The following is a 16,358-nucleotide window of genomic DNA, read 5'->3' as shown; positions in this document are numbered from 1 at the left end:
ATCGAACATGAAAAATCCCCGACTGGTTCGGGGATTTTTTTTGCCTGCTTTTTGCCTTTGTGGGAGCGAGCTTGCTCGCGAAGACGTCACCCGAAACGATAGATATCCATACCCAGTGCACCCATCGTGAAGCCTTTATGCGCTACGCGGAACTCACCTCCCGCACCCCGCGCAAAATACAGCGGCAACAAATGCTCATCACTCGGATGGCTGCGTACCGCATTGGGCGCGTGCTGACGATAATCATGCAGTGCCGCCTCATCGTCGACCGCCAGCTTGTCGATCATCCAGTCGCGGAAGTCCTGTGCCCACGGCTCGACGCTTTCCGGGCCGGCATGCCAGTCCAGTTCGCGCAGGTTGTGGGTGATGCTGCCGGAGCCGATCAGCAAAATACCCTGCTCGCGCAGACTCGCCAGCGCCTGCCCGACACGAGTTTGCAGCACCGGGCCATCGCGACTTGGCAGTGACACCTGCACCACCGGTATATCCGCTCGCGGATACATCAGCGACAGCGGCACCCACACGCCGTGATCGAACGGGCGTTGCGGGTCGAGGCGTGCTGGCAGATGCGCGGCGTCAAGCAATTCAGCCACTTCGGCCGCCAGTTGCGGATCGCCCGGTGCCGGGTACTGCACTTCGAAAAGGGCACGCGGGAAGCCGCCGAAATCGTGCCAGGTTTCCGGACGAGGATTGCTGCTGACCAGCAGCTCCTGGCTTTCCCAGTGGGCAGAGACGATCACGATGGCTTTCGGCCGCGGCAGTTCGGCCGCCAGACGCGCCAGCGCCGGGCCACTGGCACCGGGCTCCAGAGCCAGCATCGGTGAGCCGTGGGAGATAAACAGGCTGGGAAACATGGAAAGGTTCCTGAGCGGTAAGATGGCCTCATCTTCAGTCAGATCATTGATCTAAATCTAATATAAGTTTTAACGCCTTTTGATCGAATTTATTGGGGGGATGCATGCAGCCTGAGTTTTGGCACAAGAAGTGGGAATCCAATCAGATCGGCTTTCATCTGCCTGAGGTGAACCCGTATCTGCAGCGGCACTGGGCGGTACCGGCAACGGCGCGAGTGCTCGTGCCGTTGTGTGGGAAAAGTCTGGATCTGGCGTGGCTGGCCGGGCGCGGTCATCAGGTGCTCGGGATCGAACTGTCGGAAAAGGCCATCGAGGACTTTTTCAGTGAGCATCAGGTAACGCCGCACGTCAGCGGCAAAGGGCCGTTCAAGGTCTATCGCGCCGATTCCATCGAGTTGTGGTGCGGTGATTTCTTTGCGCTGACAGCCGACGATGTAGCGGATTGCGCGGCGTTGTACGACCGGGCAGCGCTGATTGCCTTGCCGGCTCAGATGCGTGAGCGCTATGCGGCGCATTTGCAGCAGATCCTGCCGCACAGTGTGCAAGGGTTGTTGATTACCCTGGATTACGATCAGGCGCAGATGTCCGGGCCACCGTTTGCGGTGAGCGATGATGAGGTGCAGCGCTTGCTGGGCGAAGTCTGGCAGGTGCAGGTGCTTGAGGAGCAGGATGTGCTGGCGGAGAGTGTCAGGTTCCTGCAGGCGGGGGTAACGCGGTTGGAGGAGCGGGTGTATCGGGTTTCTGGCCGATAGTTTTGTATCGGCATTAACGGCCTCTTCGCGAGCAAGCCCGCTCCCATAGGGAGCGTCGGTGTTATAGCAATCTCGAATACACCAGAAAACACTGTGGGAGGGGGCTTGCTCCCGAAGAGGCCAGAACAGCCGACCCATAATCCCGCGCACAAAAAAAGGCCCGCATCACTGCGGGCCTTTTCGTTACTGCGCCAAACCGATCAACCGCGACGACGCAGAGCGTCGATACGCTCTTCCAGCGGCGGGTGGCTCATGAACATGCGGGCGAAGCCCTGCTTGATGCCACCGTTGATGCCGAAGGCGTTCAGGGTGTCCGGCATGTGCACCGGCAGGCCCTGTTCGGCGCGCAGGCGTTGCAGGGCGCCGATCATCGCGTTGGTACCCGCCAGACGTGCGCCGGCTTCGTCGGCACGGAATTCGCGTTTGCGCGAGAACCACATGACGATGGCGCTGGCGAGGATGCCCAGTACCAGCTCGGCGAAGATCGTTGCCACGTAGTAGGCGATGCCTTGGCCTTCTTCGTTCTTGAAGATCACCTTGTCGACGAAGTTGCCGATGATCCGCGCGAAGAACATCACGAAGGTGTTCACCACGCCCTGGATCAGCGCCAGGGTGACCATGTCACCGTTGGCCACGTGACCGATTTCGTGGGCCAGAACGGCTTTCACTTCATCTGGCGAAAAGCGTTCGAGCAGGCCCTGACTGACCGCGACCAGCGCGTCGTTCTTGTTCCAGCCGGTGGCGAAGGCGTTTGCTTCGTAGGCCGGGAAAATACCGACTTCGGGCATCTTGATCCCGGCTTCGCGGGACAGTTGCTCGACGGTTTGCAGCAGCCATTGCTCATGCCGGGTACGTGGCTGGCTGATGATCTGGGTGCTGGTGCTCATCTTCGCCATCCACTTGGAGATGAACAGCGAGAACAGCGAACCGGCGAAACCAAAGACCGCACAGAAAACCAGCAGCTGACTGAGGTTGAGATCAACCCCGTTGGCCGCCATGAACCCGTTGAAGCCGAACAGGCTCAGGGTGATGCTGGCTATCAGCACGACCGCCAGGTTAGTGGCCAAAAACAGCAGGATGCGCATCATGGTTGTAGAAATCTCCTCAAGCTAAAGATGTAGCGTACTGCGGGGTATATAAGGTGCGGCACCGGGTGATTCAACCGAGTGACTATTTCAAACTGTGTCCTACAGCGAATTCCCGAGTCTGCAGGTCATTGCCCACGGCCTGAACCGAAAGGGATTACAGCCAGCCGCTACCCGCCGCCACTGCGCCAGAGGCGGGTGGGCCATATGAATCGCAAGTGTAGAAGGCGCAGCGAGGCGGGGAGAGCAGAAGTGTTGCTGAATCAGACAGTGCGCAACGTTCGGGCCGTTGCGCACCGTCGACCGGTTACTGGCGGTAGGACTTGAGGAAGTTGCCGATGCGTCCGATGGCCATCTCGAGATCGTCGACGCGGGGCAGGGTCACCACGCGGAAGTGATCCGGCCACGGCCAGTTGAAGGCCGTACCTTGCACCACCAGCAGCTTCTCGGAGAGCAGCAGGTCGAGAACGAATTTCTCGTCGTTGTGGATCGGGCAGACTTTCGGGTCGATCCGCGGGAACGCATACAGCGCGCCCATCGGCTTGACGCAACTGACGCCCGGAATGTCGTTGAGCAATTCCCAGGTACGGTTGCGCTGCTCCAGCAAGCGACCTTGCGGCAGCACCAGATCATTGATGCTCTGATAACCGCCGAGGGCGGTCTGGATCGCATGCTGGCTCGGCACGTTGGCACACAGGCGCATGTTGGCCAGCATGTCGATGCCTTCGATGTAGCTCTGGGCATTGTGTTTCGGCCCGGAGATGGCGATCCAGCCGGAGCGGAAACCCGCCACGCGGTAGGATTTCGACAGACCGTTGAAGGTCAGGCACAGCAGGTCCGGGGCCAGCGAAGCGGTGCAGATGTGCACGGCGTCGTCGTAAAGGATCTTGTCGTAGATCTCGTCGGAAAACACCACCAGGTTGTGCGCGCGGGCGATTTCCAGCATGCCCAGCAACACTTCCTTCGAATACACCGCGCCAGTCGGGTTGTTCGGGTTGATGATCACCATGGCCTTGGTGTTCGGGGTGATCTTGGCCTTGATGTCGGCCAGATCAGGGAACCAGTCGGCGCCCTCGTCGCACAGATAATGCACGGCGTTACCGCCGGCCAGGCTCACGGCGGCGGTCCACAGCGGGTAGTCCGGGGCCGGCACCAGCACTTCGTCACCGTTGTTAAGCAGCGCCTGCAACGACATCACGATCAGCTCGGACACGCCGTTGCCCAGGTAAATGTCTTCGATGCCGACACCTTCGACATTCTTCTGCTGGTAGTACTGCATCACCGCCTTACGGGCACTGAACAGGCCTTTGGAGTCGCTGTAGCCTTGGGCGGTCGGCAGGTTGCGGATCACATCCTGAAGAATTTCGTCCGGCGCTTCGAAACCAAATGGCGCCGGGTTGCCGATGTTCAGCTTGAGGATGCGCTGGCCTTCCTCCTCCAGACGTTTGGCGTGCTTGAGCACCGGGCCGCGAATGTCGTAGCAGACGTTGGCGAGCTTGTTCGATTTGCTGAACTGCATGGCGATGTGATCCCGAAAATGAACGATCCAGACGGCGGATGGCCAACCGTACTGGGATTCCTGCGTCTTCGCACAGGCGGAGTCTTGCGCCATGGCGCCCAGAATCCGTTTGAATGCGCCCGGTCTGGCTGCCAGACTGGCGTGTGACGAGGCGCAATCATACGTGCCACCCGATCCGTGGAAAAGGTACAGATCGGGCTTTTTCAGCCGCTGAGGTGTGATGATGGAAAAGTTGGAAAAAACCCTGGAAGAATGGCGGGCGATGCTCGACCCCGAGCAGTACAACGTGTGCCGTCTCAGTGCGACCGAACGGCCGTTTTCCGGCAAATACAACGACACCAAAACCGACGGTGTCTATCACTGCGTCTGCTGCAATGAGCCGCTGTTCGACTCCACGACCAAATTCGATTCCGGCTGCGGCTGGCCAAGCTTCTACGCGCCGATCGGCGAAAGCGCCATGACCGAGATCCGCGATACCAGCCACGGCATGATCCGCACCGAGGTCAAATGCGCCCGCTGCGACGCGCATCTGGGCCACGTGTTCCCCGATGGCCCGGCACCGACCGGCCTGCGTTATTGCATCAACTCGGTGTGCCTGAGTCTCGAGCCACGCGAGTAAGCGGACAGGCGACCTGCGGGTCGCCTTTCGGATAATTAAATTGCACACAATTTAATTGCTCGCTATGTTTGGCCTTTCCCGATAACCCGCGGAGCCGACCCATGAGCGACAACCTGCTGAATATCCCTGTCACCACCATCAAGGGTGAGCAAAAGACCCTGGCCGATTTCGCCGGCAAAGCGGTGTTGGTGGTCAACACCGCCAGCAAATGTGGCTTCACCCCGCAATACAAAGGCCTGGAAGAGCTGTGGCAGACCTACAAGGATCAGGGCCTGGTGGTATTGGGATTCCCGTGCAATCAGTTCGGCAAGCAGGAGCCGGGCAACGAGGGGGCGATCAGCGAGTTCTGTGAGCTGAACTACGGCGTGAGTTTCCCGCTGTTCAAGAAGATCGACGTCAACGGCAGCGACGCGCATCCGCTGTTCGTGCAGTTGAAAAAGCGCGCTCCGGGTTTGCTCGGTTCCCAAGGCATCAAGTGGAACTTCACCAAGTTCCTGATCGGCAAGGATGGTCAGTTGGTCAAGCGTTTCGCCCCGACCACCAAACCGCAGGAGCTGAGCGGCGAGATCGAAGCCCTGCTCAAATGAACAGCCTGCCCGTCGATTCGCTGAAGCTCGACAGTCAGTTGTGCTTCAAGTTGTACGCCGCGTCCCGGGCGGTGATTCGCGCTTACAAGCCGATGCTCGATCAGCTCGGCCTGACCTACCCGCAGTACCTGGCGATGCTGGTGCTCTGGGAATGGCAGGACAGCACGCCGGAGCAACCGACGGTCAAGGCGTTGGGCGAGCGCCTGGCGCTGGATTCCGGCACCCTGACGCCGTTGCTCAAGCGTCTTGAACAATTGCAGTTGGTGCAACGCCAGCGTTCGGCGCGCGACGAGCGTGAAGTGCATCTGAGCCTGACCGCGCAAGGCCGAGCGCTGCGCGAGCAGGTCGGGCCGCTCAAGGCCCGCTTGTTGTGCGACAGCGGGGTGGATCTCGATCGGCTCAACGATTTGCGTAATGGCCTCGATCACTTGCTGGGACAGATCAAAGCGCTGACGTAGCCGGCATCCACTGGTCGAGCAGGGCCGCCAGCTCTTCGCGGCGGAACGGCTTGGCCAGGTAATCGCTCATGCCGGCGGCGCGACAGCGCTCGCGTTCCTCGGACATGGCGTTGGCGGTGAGCGCGACGATTGGCAAATTCGGCCAGCGCCCGCTCTGGCGGATCTGCCGGCTCGCTTCGTAGCCGTCCATCACCGGCATGTTGCAGTCCATCAGTACCAGATCGAACTCATCGTGCTCCAGTTGATCCAGCGCCTCGGCACCGTGGGCAGCGACCACCACGTCGCAACCGAGCTTGCCGAGCATGCCTTTGGCCACCAACTGGTTGACCGGATTGTCCTCCACCAGCAGCACCCGTCCACGGCGCTGGACGGGCAGGCTCTCGAGGCGCGCATCGTTGATTGTGGCGATGTCGGGCAGCAGGATGCGCCGCAGGATCTGATACAGCGCGTTGCGTGCCAGCGGTCGGGCTTGTTGCTGCAATGGCGCCAGCGCGGCGGCTTCTTCGCCGGGCATGAAACTGCCATAAGCGGTTACGACGAGGATCGGTGCGCTGATGGTCGGGCGCAGACTGAACAGACATTCCGGGCAATCGGTGATCAGCAGATCGGGTGACAGGCCCAGCAACGGGTCATCCATGGTGCGCTGCTCATAGCTCACGCCCCACACCGGCAATAATGTCTTGAGCAGTTCCGCCAGCCCGCTGCTGGCGGCCGTGATCGCCAGTACCTTGCCGTGCAGAGGCGGCGGCATGACCGCCCGGGTGTGACACGGCAGTGGCAGATCGGCACAGAACTGACTGCCGAAACCGGCCTCGGAACTGATGGTCAGCCGGCCTTGCATGGCCTCGCACAGGTTGTAGGTCAACGCCAGACCGAGACCGGTGCCGCCGTACTGCCGGGTGATGCCGGCACCGGCCTGGGTGAACGGCTGGAAAATTTTCACCTGGGCATCCTGGGCGATGCCGATGCCGGTATCGCAGACTTCGATGCGCACCCCGTCCTTGTGGGCGGACAGGCGCACATCGACCCGGCCGAAACGGGTGAACTTCAGGGCATTGGACAACAGGTTGCTGACGATCTGCCGTACCCGGGTCGGATCCCCCAGGACCAGCGCGGGGAAGTGCGGGTCGATCAGGCAGGTCAGCTCGACGCTCGGCGCGGCGTTCTGCGACAGCAAATTGGCGGTGTCTTCGATCAGTGAGCCGAGATCGAACGGAATGTGTTCCAGCTCCAGTTGCCCCGCATCGAACTTGGACAGGTCGAGAATATCGTTGAGCAGCTCCACCAGCACCTTGCCCGAGTCATGGGCAATCGACAGCTGTTGCTGCTGCTCGGCATTCAGCGGCCCGTCGAGGGACAGGGCGATCATCCCCAGCAGGCCGTTGAGCGGGGTGCGGATCTCGTGGCTCATGTTGGCGAGAAATGCCGAGCGCGCTTCGGCCATGTCCAGTGCGGTGCTGCGGGCGACTTCCAGTTCTTCGTTGGACTGGCTGAGCCGGGTATTGATGGCCTTGAGCTCGGCGGTGCGGGCCGAGACGATGTGCTCCAGTTGCCCGAGGTAGTCGGTCAGGCGGTTTTCCGCGTTGCGCCGTTGCTGGATTTCCGTGGCGATATTGTCGAACTGCTGGTTGGCGACTTTGACCAGTACGCCGATCTCGTCGTTGGCGTGGCCGGCCGGGCATTCCAGGGTCGTCGGCTCTGCACTGCGTGCGTCACGTGCGCTGAGTTCCCGGATCAGGCGCACCAGTGGCTTGGTCAGCATCACGTAGAACAGCGCCAACAGGATCCCGGTGAGAATCAGGCTGCGGGCAAAGCCGTTGAGCAGGGTGACTTCGGCGCGGCGCAGAAACCGGCTGCCGAACGCGTAGGTATCGACCTCCAGGCTCAGCGTACCCAGTGATTCTTCGGGCAGGTGGTCGAGGTACAGACGGTCTTCGAACTGGCGCTTGGCACCGAACAGGAAGTCGCTGATCACCCGATAACCGCTTTGCAGCTCCGGGCGCCTGACGTTGGCCAGGACGTTGCCGTTGTTGTCGGTCAGTTGCGCCGAGATGATCGCCGGCGAGCGCAACAGGCCCAGGGTCAGCTCCTGCGCCAGTTCCGCATCGATGTTGTAGGCGATTCGCGACGCCGGATTGTGGCTGATTTCCAGCAAAGACAGGATTTCACGGTTGATGGAGGCGTCTTCACTGGCATAATCGATGCCGATTTGCAGCAGGCTGAGCAGCGTGCCCAGAACGAACCCGACCAGCACCGTGAATCTGGCTTGCTTGTATGACAGCCGGTGGGTGAATTTGATATCCATGGGGTGTTGAACCACTTCCGTTTCCCTTCGCTGCTCAAGCATAGTCGATCATGTATGGATACCGAGGTTCCCGAAGCGCCTTGTAACAAGGCTTGAACGGGGATTGCGATCTGTCTGTCGTCGCTGGATCGACATCATCACTGTGAACGTGCCCGAGGAGAAGACGTGGATTCCCGATTGAATGCTTTTCTTGAACGCGCCGAGTCGGTTCTGGCGCGGATCGAACCCTTGCTGCCGGCGCCGCGTCCGCTGATCGACTGGGAAACCTGCCTGGCCGCGCGCTGGCAGCGTGACGGGCGCAGCGGCTATTTGCTGCCGCTGGAAGTCAGCCTCGACATGCGCCTGTCCGATCTGATCGGTGTCGACCGTCAGTTGGAGCAGCTGGGCCGCAACACGCAACAGTTTCTCGACGGCATGCCGGCCAACCATGCGCTGCTCTGGGGCTCGCGCGGCACCGGTAAATCCTCGCTGGTGCGCGCGCTGCTGGCCGAACACGCCAAGGCCGGCTTGCGTCTGATCGAGATCGAACGCGACCATCTGGCCGACCTGCCGCGCGTGGTCGAGCAGATCGCCAAACTGCCGCAACGCTTCGTGCTGTTCTGCGATGACCTGTCGTTCGAATCCGGCGAAGGCGATTACCGCGTGCTGAAAAGTGTGCTCGACGGTTCGCTCGAACAGGCCCCGGACAACGTTTTGCTGTACGCCACGTCCAACCGCCGCCATCTGGTGCCGGAAAAGGAAAGCGACAACGAAAACTGGAAACGCGTCGACGGCGAGCTGCATCCGAGCGAAGCGGTGGAAGACAAGATTGCCTTGTCGGACCGTTTCGGCCTGTGGCTGTCGTTTTATCCGTTTACCCAGGAACACTTCCTCAACGTCGTCGAACACTGGATCGGCCAGTTGGCGGCCAAGGCCGGCTTGAGCTGGCAACGCGATGAAGAGCTGGAGATCCTCGCCGTGCGCTGGGCAACCGGGCGCGGCAATCGCAACGGACGTTGCGCGTACCAATTCGCCCGTTACTGGGTGGGACTGAAATTGCTGGAGCACAAGGCATGATTGATTTGCAACAAAGCGGCCAGGGCCTCGAAGGCTATGGCATGTTGGCCGCACAACTGGAATCGCTGCTGGCGGACGAGCGCGATTTCATCGCCAACGCCGCGCAGTTTTCGGCGTTCCTGTTCAACCAGCTCGACGATTTGAACTGGGCCGGTTTCTACCTCAATCGCAACGAAGAACTGGTGCTTGGCCCGTTCCAGGGCCAGATCGCCTGCGTGCGCATTCCGTTCGGCCGCGGTGTGTGCGGTGCGGCAGCGGCCAGTCGGCAGACCCAGCGGGTTGAAGACGTGCATGCCTTTCCCGGGCACATCGCTTGCGACAGCGCCTCGAACAGCGAGCTGGTGGTGCCACTGGTCAAGGACGGTCGGTTGATCGGCGTGCTCGATCTCGACAGCCCGAAACTCGCGCGTTTCGGCACCGACGATCAGGCCGGCATTGAACAACTGGCGGCGATCTTCCTGCGTCTTACCGACTGCTGATCAGGTGCTCAGGCCAGCCTTGCGCAGCAAGCTGGCCGGATCCACCGCATCGATCTGGCGCGGATCGAGAAACCGCGCGGCGTACTGCATGTACACGCCGTCGTTGATGAATAGCGCAAACAGCTCGGGGTCGATGTGCGCCTCGCGGGACATGGTGGCCATGATTCCCAAGGCTTCGCTCAAGGATTTGGCCTTCTTGTACGGCCGATCCGCCGCTGTCAGCGCCTCGAAAATATCGGCAATCGCCATCATCCTCGCCGGAAGGCTCATGTCGTCGCGTTTCAGGCGTTTGGGGTAGCCGCTGCCGTCCATCTTTTCGTGATGCCCACCGGCGATTTCCGCGACGCTGTCCAGGTGCCCGGGGAAGGGCAGGTGGCTGAGCATCAGGATCGTCTGCACCATGTGGTGATTGATGATGTAACGCTCCTCGCGGGTCAGCGTGCCCCGGGCAATGCTCAGGTTGTACAGTTCGCCGCGATTGTATTTGTAACGCGGCACATCCAGTTTGAACCCCCACGGATTGTCTTCCGGAATCAATTCGCTGTCGGCGCGTTCGATCAGATGTTCGGGCTTGTCCGCCAGCAGTGGCTCGCTGACCGGCAGATTCGCCGCCGGCGTTTGCGCCTGACGGCGGTTTTCCTCCCATGACACCCCCAGGCGATCATCGAGGGTGCGCGTCCAGCGCCGCTCGGCAATGCGTTCAAGGCGCTGCAGATCGGCGGGCGCCATGGCCTCACCGCCCAGATTGCAGCGGGCGACAAAGGCAAAGTCGTCATCCAGTTGCGTCAGTGTGGCGTCACGCAGTTCGCTCAATTGCGCCTCGTTACCGCCTAGCGCCAATGCCTGCCAGTAACTGATCCAGGCATCGCGCTTGAGCACCTCGAAGCGGGTGCGGATTTCGTGGATGCGATCGTTGAGAGTTTCCAGTTTGGTTGCCTTGTCGACAACATATTCCGGCGTCGTGACCTTGCCGCAATCGTGCAGCCAGGCCGCAATGTGCAGGGCTTCCCATTCGTCTTCGCTGGGCTGGTAGCCCTGGAACGCCGGCGCCTGGCTGGCGGCCGCGGCCTGCGCGAGCATCATGGTCAGTTCCGGCACGCGCTGGCAGTGGCCACCGGTGTAGGGGCTCTTGGCGTCGATGGCGCCGGCCAGCAACTGGATGAACGCGTCGAGCAATTGCTTCTGCTTTGCTTGCAGGCGCTGACTTTCGATACTCACCGCCGCCGCACCGGACACGGCTTGCAGGAAGGCGATGCGGTCCGGGCGCAGCTTTTCCAGATCCTGAGCGCTGCCGCTGTCGTTGATCAGCAGAATCAACAGGCCGATGGTTTCGTTGTGCCGATTACGCAGGCGGATGCCGATCAGGTGGATGCGCGGCGACTGCATGGCCAACAGGACTTTCTGCAAGTCCCCGGCCTGCTCGAAGCCAAGGCTGCTGACCACATTGTCAGCGTTGATCAGTTGCTGAAACCACGCTGGCCCTTGATCGGCCAGAAGATCCCGGCCCAGCACAGCGAACTCGCCCGGCTCGTGCGAGGCGCCATCAATGACCAGTCCGTAAGGCTCCATACGGTTGCCATCGCTTTCGCGCAGATAGATCAAGCCTGCCTGGGCCTGGGCGATCTGCACCGTTTCGAACAGCACCCGTTGCAGCAGTGGGGCGAAGCGGGTTTCGGCGCAGAGGCTGTCGGTGATGCGGAAGAAACTGGCGAGCGTGTCCTTCATGCGCGCCATCGACAGGCTCAACTGGTCAACCTCCAGCACCGGCGAGCGACGGGTGACCGGAAAGTTGAAATCGAAACTGCGGATCGCGTCGGCTTCCTTGACCAGCGCATGCAGTGGTTTGACCAGAATCCGCGAGATCAGCCAGCCCAGCGGCAGACACAGCAACAGCGTCGCCAGGGTGATCAACGCGCCTTGCCAGCGCATGCGGTAGGCATCGGCGAGCAATTCGTCCTCCGGCACCAGCAGGGCCATCTGCAAACCTTTCGGCCCGCCTTCCTGCAGGGTGCTGCGGGCGACGATCCAGTGGCGCCCATCAACATCGAGCCGTTTGTCCTTATGCTGCGTGGTCAGCAACGCGTGCAGATTCGGGCTGAGGTCGGCCGCTTTGGCCAGGCGTGCGCTGCTGCCGTCGACGATCAGCCGACTGCTGTCCGGATAGGCCACCGCATTGCCATCGGCATCGAACAGCACGATTTCGGTCGACGGGGTGACCACATGCTTGGTCAAGGTGGCCGAAAGTGCCTCCAAAGTCAGATCCGCACCGATCACGCTGGTTGCGCTGCTGCGTCGGGCCAGGGTGGTGCCCACATTGTGCGTGGAGAAAAATACATAGGGTTCGGTGGTGATCTGGTCGCCCTGTTGCAGGGCGTTGGTGTACCAGGCGCGAGTGCGCGGGTCGTAGCGGTCGTCGGGATTGTCCTGACGCCCGATGGGGCTCAGCGCCTGGTCGAAGAACAGTGACTGCGACGAAGCAGCGCCGCCGGCATCGTGTTCGATGCTCCATACCTGATAGGCCGCTGTTGGTGGCGCCTTGAGCAGGGTTTTCAGCGCGCTGGTGCGCAAGGGTCGAACCATGAAGAAGTCGCCGTTGCCGTAGCCCAGATACAGCGAGGCGAGATCGGTGTTGTCCTTGAGCGCCTGACTGAACGGCTTGAGCAGCGCCAGACGCTGTTGCAGGTTCGGCGCCCCGGCTGCCTGATTGTGGGCCAGCAGGCTCAGCAGATGCCGGATCGGTTCGTAAGTCGAATGCAGATCCAGGCGCACGTCCTGTTCGATGCGATTGAACAGGTTTTCGCTGCTCGACAGGATGATGCGGGTGGTCTGGCGATAGTTGAACAGCCCCAGCACAACGCCCGTCAGCAACAGCAGAAAGGTGAACATGACGCTGATGTGCACGTGCAACGGGAACCGGCGTTGATCCGGGCGCAGTGGGCAGGGCATTGCTGACTCTCCATTGAAGTAAACACACTGCTCAGCGTCCAAGCATAGTTAAGGCTCGGTCATTGTGCTTTCTTCGAACGGCTCCAGTTGTTGCCGCAACGCCTGTTCCAGTTCGATCATGGCTGCGTCGGTGGCCTCGACGCAGCGCACGATGGTCGCTGCGGGCGTTGTCTGCATGCAGGCCTGTTCGAGCGCATCGCAACAGGCGATCAGGCGCGAGGCTTGGGCGATCCGGGCCGCGCCCTTGATCTTGTGGGCGACCAGCGCCACTGCCTGCCGATCATTGCAGGGGGCCAGTGCTAACAATTCCTCGCGATCGAGACGGCTGCTCTTGAGCAATTGCGTGAGCAGACGCCGGACTTGCAGCGGGTTGCCGCCAGTCAACTGACTCAACCCGTCAAGATTGAACGCCGGCTCAAGCACTGCGGGCTGCAAACCATTGATCCAGTTGCTCAGTGCGCTGAGGCTCAACGGTTTGAACAGGCAGTCATTCATGCCGGCCTGTTTGCAGCGCTGTACTTCTTCAGGCTGCGCGTTGGCCGTGAAACCCAGCACGGTGCACGGAGGGCGGCCAGTGCGTTGTTCCTGTTGGCGGATCGCCTCGGTCAGTTCGTAGCCGTTCATCAACGGCATGTTGCAGTCAGCGATAACCAGGTCGAATGCACCGGTCTGCCATTTCTCGAATCCACTCCGACCCTCTTCGGCGAGGGTAAAACGGTGCCCGAGAAACTCCAGTTGCTGGCACATCAGCAGGCGATTGGCCGGATGATCGTCGACCACCAGAATGTTCAGTGGTGCAGAGGTTTGCAGCACAGGCTGGGTTTTTGCCGTGGTCACCAGGCACGGCAGCGTTTGCAGCGGCAGCGACAGGCAGACCTGGGTGCCGATCCCCGGCTGGCTGCTCAACTGCAACTGCCCCCCCATCATTTCACACAGGTTGCGGCAGATCACCAGGCCCAGGCCTGCGCCGCTGCGAGCTTGCTGCCGGCCACTGTCGGTCTGGGCGAACGGTTCGAACAGGCGTTGCTGATCTTCGATGCTGATGCCGACCCCGGTGTCCTGGATCGTCAACTGAACGAGCGAGCGTTGGCCCGGCCCGTTGGGCAGCACATCCAGATTGATCCGCACCTGCCCGGACTCAGTGAATTTGATGGCATTGCTGATCAGGTTCGACAGGATCTGCTTGAAGCGCAACGGATCCAGTTCCACGTCGACCTGCAGCCCGGGCGGATTGATGATCAGCGGCAGGAGGAGGTTTTTCTGGCGGGCGAGGCCGTCAAAGATTCTGACCACCGATGCCACTGTTTCGACCAGATTGACCCGTTCCGGGCTCAGACTCAGGTGCCCGGATTCGATCCGCGCGATATCGAGAATGTCGCCGATCAGGCCCAGCAGGTCCTTGGCCGAGCAGTAGGCGGTTTCGATGGAGGAGCGATCCGGAGCCTGATCGTTCATGCGTTCGAGCGTCAGTTCGAGCATGCCGATGATGGCATTCATCGGCGTGCGGATTTCGTGGCTCATGGTGGCCAGAAAGGTACTTTTGGCGCGGTTGGCGTTGTCCGCCTGCTCCTTGGCCCTGCGCAGTTCATCGAACAACTGGCGACGTTCACTGATGTCGATCCAGCCACCGATGATCCCTTGCACATCGCCGCTGGAGTCGCGGTACGGCAGGATCCAGTGGTAGATCGTCAAACGCCGGCCACCGATGTGCAGCGGTCGATCGAGCAGCAGAGGCGTGCCTTCGGCCACCACCCGCTGGTAGTCCGCCTGGTATGCCTGGGCTTCGAATGCGTTGCTCAGGGTGCCCTGCATGACACTTTTGCCGATCACGTCTTCGCGTTTGGCGTTGAAGGCCTCGAGGTAGCTGTCGTTACAGCTTTGCAGCAGACCCTGGCGGTCGCGCACGTAGATCGGGTGAGGGGTGCCGTTGACCAGTGAGCGCATGAATTCGAACTGATCGTTGAGTGCCCGTTCGGCGGCCTGGCGTTGCTTGATCTGGCGACGCATGTAGGCGTTCCACAACAGCGACAGCAACAGCAGCAGGCAGGCCGCGCCGATCAATTGGTAAAACAGGCGTTTGTAGTGATGCCAGTTGCTTTGTGCCGCATTGGAGAAACCGCGCCAGCGGCTGTTGATGACTCCCAGTTCCTCCGGTGTGATGCTCAGCAGCGCCTTGTCGATGATCGACCCCAACTCGGCATTGTCACGGGCGCTGGCCAGCGAAAAGGCCGCCTGACGTGTGCCCAGGGTGGTGGTGATCTGCAACTGATGTTCGAAGATCCGCGACGAAATCAGATAATTGGCAATCACCAGCGAGGCGACGGCGCCATCGGCCTTGCCTTCGGCGAGCAAGGTTGCGGCACCGAAAGTGTCGGAGGTTTCGATCAGGTGGATGTTGGGGAATTCGCGGCGCAGGTAATCGGCCATGGGACTGCCTTGGGCAATCGCCAGGTATCGGTCCTTGAGCTGGGTGGGATGTGTCGGGCTGTCAGCGGATTTGCGCGTTAGCAGGACGAAGGAGTTTTCCAGATAGGGACGGCTGAATTGCAGGGTCTTTTCCCGTTGGGGGCTGGGAAGCAATGCGGCGATCAGATCCGCCCGATGCTGATTGATCTGCTCGATCATTTCACCGTCACTACGGCTGCGGACCAGTTCGAAGCGCAGGCCGGTGCGCAGGCGCAGCAGTTCGAGCAGGTCGGCGGTGATGCCTCGCAGGTTGCCGTCGCTGTCGAAGAATGTCAGCGGCGCGAACGCCTCGTTGACGACGACGCGCAGCACCGGGTGCTGTTTGAGCCACTGTTCTTCATGGTGGGTCAATTGCAGCTTCTGGTCGGTCAGCAGAATGTCGCTGCCGGCGCTCCAGCGCTTGGCGATGTTGTCCCGTTCGCTGGCCGGTATGGCTTGCAGCACGGTGTTGATGATCGCCAGCAACTGTCGGTTGTCGGCGTGAACGGCAAAGCTGAAACCGTGGGCTTCCTGTTTGCCGAAATTGGCCATGCGAATGTTGTTCAGATAGCCCTTGTTGATCATGTAGTGGGTGGAAATGGTGTCACCCAGAAACACGTCAGCCTGATCGAAAGCTACCGCGTTGATTGCGTTTTGATAGGAGGGATAGGACGTCAGGATGGCTTTGGGATACTGCGCCTTGACCTCATCCTGGGGCAGATAGTGATAGACCATACTCAGCCGCAGACCGGCCAGGCCTTCAGTCAGTGAGCGGGTCTCGCCTTCGCGGGTAACCAGGACCGGCTGATCGATGGCGTAAGGCGTTGAAAGCAGGATGTTCGCGTTACTGGCCTCGAAACCGTTGGCCGTCCCGAGCATGTCGACCTGACCTGCAATCAACGCGTGCAAGGCGGCTTCCCGCGAGGCAAAGCGCTTGACCCGGATAGGCAACCCGACAGCCTGTTCGAGCAGACCGGCGTAGTCGGCAGTGAACCCTTCGTAATCACGACCGCTGGCGGTCATGTCGAACGGCGGATAGTCCGGTGCGGAAGTGCCCAGTACCAGTTCGCCGCGAGCCTCAAGCCATTGCCGTTGTGCGGGTTCAAGGGACACGGACGGCGCTTCGTGGCCCGAGCGGCTGCGCAGCACATAATCTTGCTCGGTGACGGAGCTGGCAGACACCTGAGTCGTCAGGCACAGGCTGACGCAACATATGGCGAGATAGATCTTTAAACGACTGGGCATTCAGGCTC

At 60.9% G+C, this 16,358-nt stretch carries 12 protein-coding genes; 6 read left to right on the top strand and 6 right to left on the bottom strand.

The window, feature by feature from the left end; all coding sequences use genetic code 11:
* Positions 1-86: 86 nt before the first annotated feature.
* On the bottom strand, positions 87-854 hold the full coding sequence (locus ACS4NR_RS13080; protein WP_456020311.1) for a DODA-type extradiol aromatic ring-opening family dioxygenase: 768 nt from the start codon (positions 852-854) through the stop codon (positions 87-89).
* Positions 855-958: 104 nt separating this feature from the next.
* Between ACS4NR_RS13080 and ACS4NR_RS13075 the strand changes: the two genes are divergently transcribed.
* A complete protein-coding gene (locus tag ACS4NR_RS13075) occupies positions 959-1,606 on the top strand; it encodes a thiopurine S-methyltransferase (RefSeq protein ID WP_253149441.1) in 648 nt (215 codons plus the stop codon).
* 200 nt (positions 1,607-1,806) lie between these two features.
* On the opposite strand, the gene htpX is transcribed toward ACS4NR_RS13075, so the two are convergent.
* On the bottom strand, positions 1,807-2,694 hold the full coding sequence (gene htpX / locus ACS4NR_RS13070) for a protease HtpX (protein ID WP_007964827.1): 888 nt from the start codon (positions 2,692-2,694) through the stop codon (positions 1,807-1,809).
* A gap of 304 nt (positions 2,695-2,998) precedes the next feature.
* Positions 2,999-4,210 (bottom strand): pyridoxal phosphate-dependent aminotransferase, encoded by a 1,212-nt coding sequence (locus tag ACS4NR_RS13065; protein ID WP_003226761.1) that lies wholly within the window; start codon positions 4,208-4,210, stop codon positions 2,999-3,001.
* A gap of 223 nt (positions 4,211-4,433) precedes the next feature.
* Between ACS4NR_RS13065 and msrB the strand changes: the two genes are divergently transcribed.
* The 3 genes from msrB (at position 4,434) to ACS4NR_RS13050 (ending at position 5,874) form a co-directional block, all read left to right on the top strand.
* Positions 4,434-4,829, top strand: a complete 396-nt coding sequence (gene msrB / locus ACS4NR_RS13060) for a peptide-methionine (R)-S-oxide reductase MsrB (protein ID WP_456020310.1) — start codon at positions 4,434-4,436, stop codon at positions 4,827-4,829.
* A 101-nt stretch (positions 4,830-4,930) separates the two neighbouring features.
* Positions 4,931-5,416, top strand: a complete 486-nt coding sequence (locus ACS4NR_RS13055; RefSeq protein WP_095137311.1) for a glutathione peroxidase — start codon at positions 4,931-4,933, stop codon at positions 5,414-5,416.
* Complete coding sequence (locus ACS4NR_RS13050; protein WP_456020309.1) at positions 5,413-5,874, top strand: MarR family winged helix-turn-helix transcriptional regulator; 462 nt, start codon at positions 5,413-5,415, stop codon at positions 5,872-5,874. Before ACS4NR_RS13055 ends, ACS4NR_RS13050 begins: the two co-directional genes overlap by 4 nt.
* Here the strand turns inward: ACS4NR_RS13050 and ACS4NR_RS13045 are convergent.
* Positions 5,858-8,179, bottom strand: a complete 2,322-nt coding sequence (locus tag ACS4NR_RS13045) for a hybrid sensor histidine kinase/response regulator (RefSeq protein ID WP_115983998.1) — start codon at positions 8,177-8,179, stop codon at positions 5,858-5,860. The genes ACS4NR_RS13050 and ACS4NR_RS13045 overlap by 17 nt on opposite strands.
* Before the next feature lie 165 nt (positions 8,180-8,344).
* On the opposite strand from ACS4NR_RS13045, the gene ACS4NR_RS13040 reads away from it, so the two are divergent.
* Entirely contained in the window at positions 8,345-9,235 is an 891-nt protein-coding gene (locus ACS4NR_RS13040) for a DUF815 domain-containing protein (protein ID WP_115983997.1), read from the top strand.
* Positions 9,232-9,714: a GAF domain-containing protein gene (locus ACS4NR_RS13035; RefSeq protein ID WP_007969095.1), complete on the top strand. Its 483-nt coding sequence runs from the start codon at positions 9,232-9,234 to the stop codon at positions 9,712-9,714. Before ACS4NR_RS13040 ends, ACS4NR_RS13035 begins: the two co-directional genes overlap by 4 nt.
* Here the strand turns inward: ACS4NR_RS13035 and ACS4NR_RS13030 are convergent, their stop codons facing one another.
* Both ACS4NR_RS13030 and ACS4NR_RS13025 read right to left on the bottom strand, forming a co-directional pair.
* Entirely contained in the window at positions 9,715-12,660 is a 2,946-nt protein-coding gene (locus ACS4NR_RS13030; RefSeq protein WP_456020308.1) for an HD domain-containing phosphohydrolase, read from the bottom strand. It lies immediately after the preceding gene.
* A gap of 48 nt (positions 12,661-12,708) precedes the next feature.
* The gene (locus ACS4NR_RS13025; protein WP_456020307.1) at positions 12,709-16,350 is read right to left on the bottom strand and encodes a transporter substrate-binding domain-containing protein; all 3,642 of its coding nucleotides are present in this window, start codon (positions 16,348-16,350) and stop codon (positions 12,709-12,711) included.
* Between the last annotated feature and the right edge of the window lie 8 nt (positions 16,351-16,358).

The organism is Pseudomonas sp. JQ36 (assembly GCF_053851495.1).
This window is presented reverse-complemented; position numbering and strand designations above follow the sequence as displayed.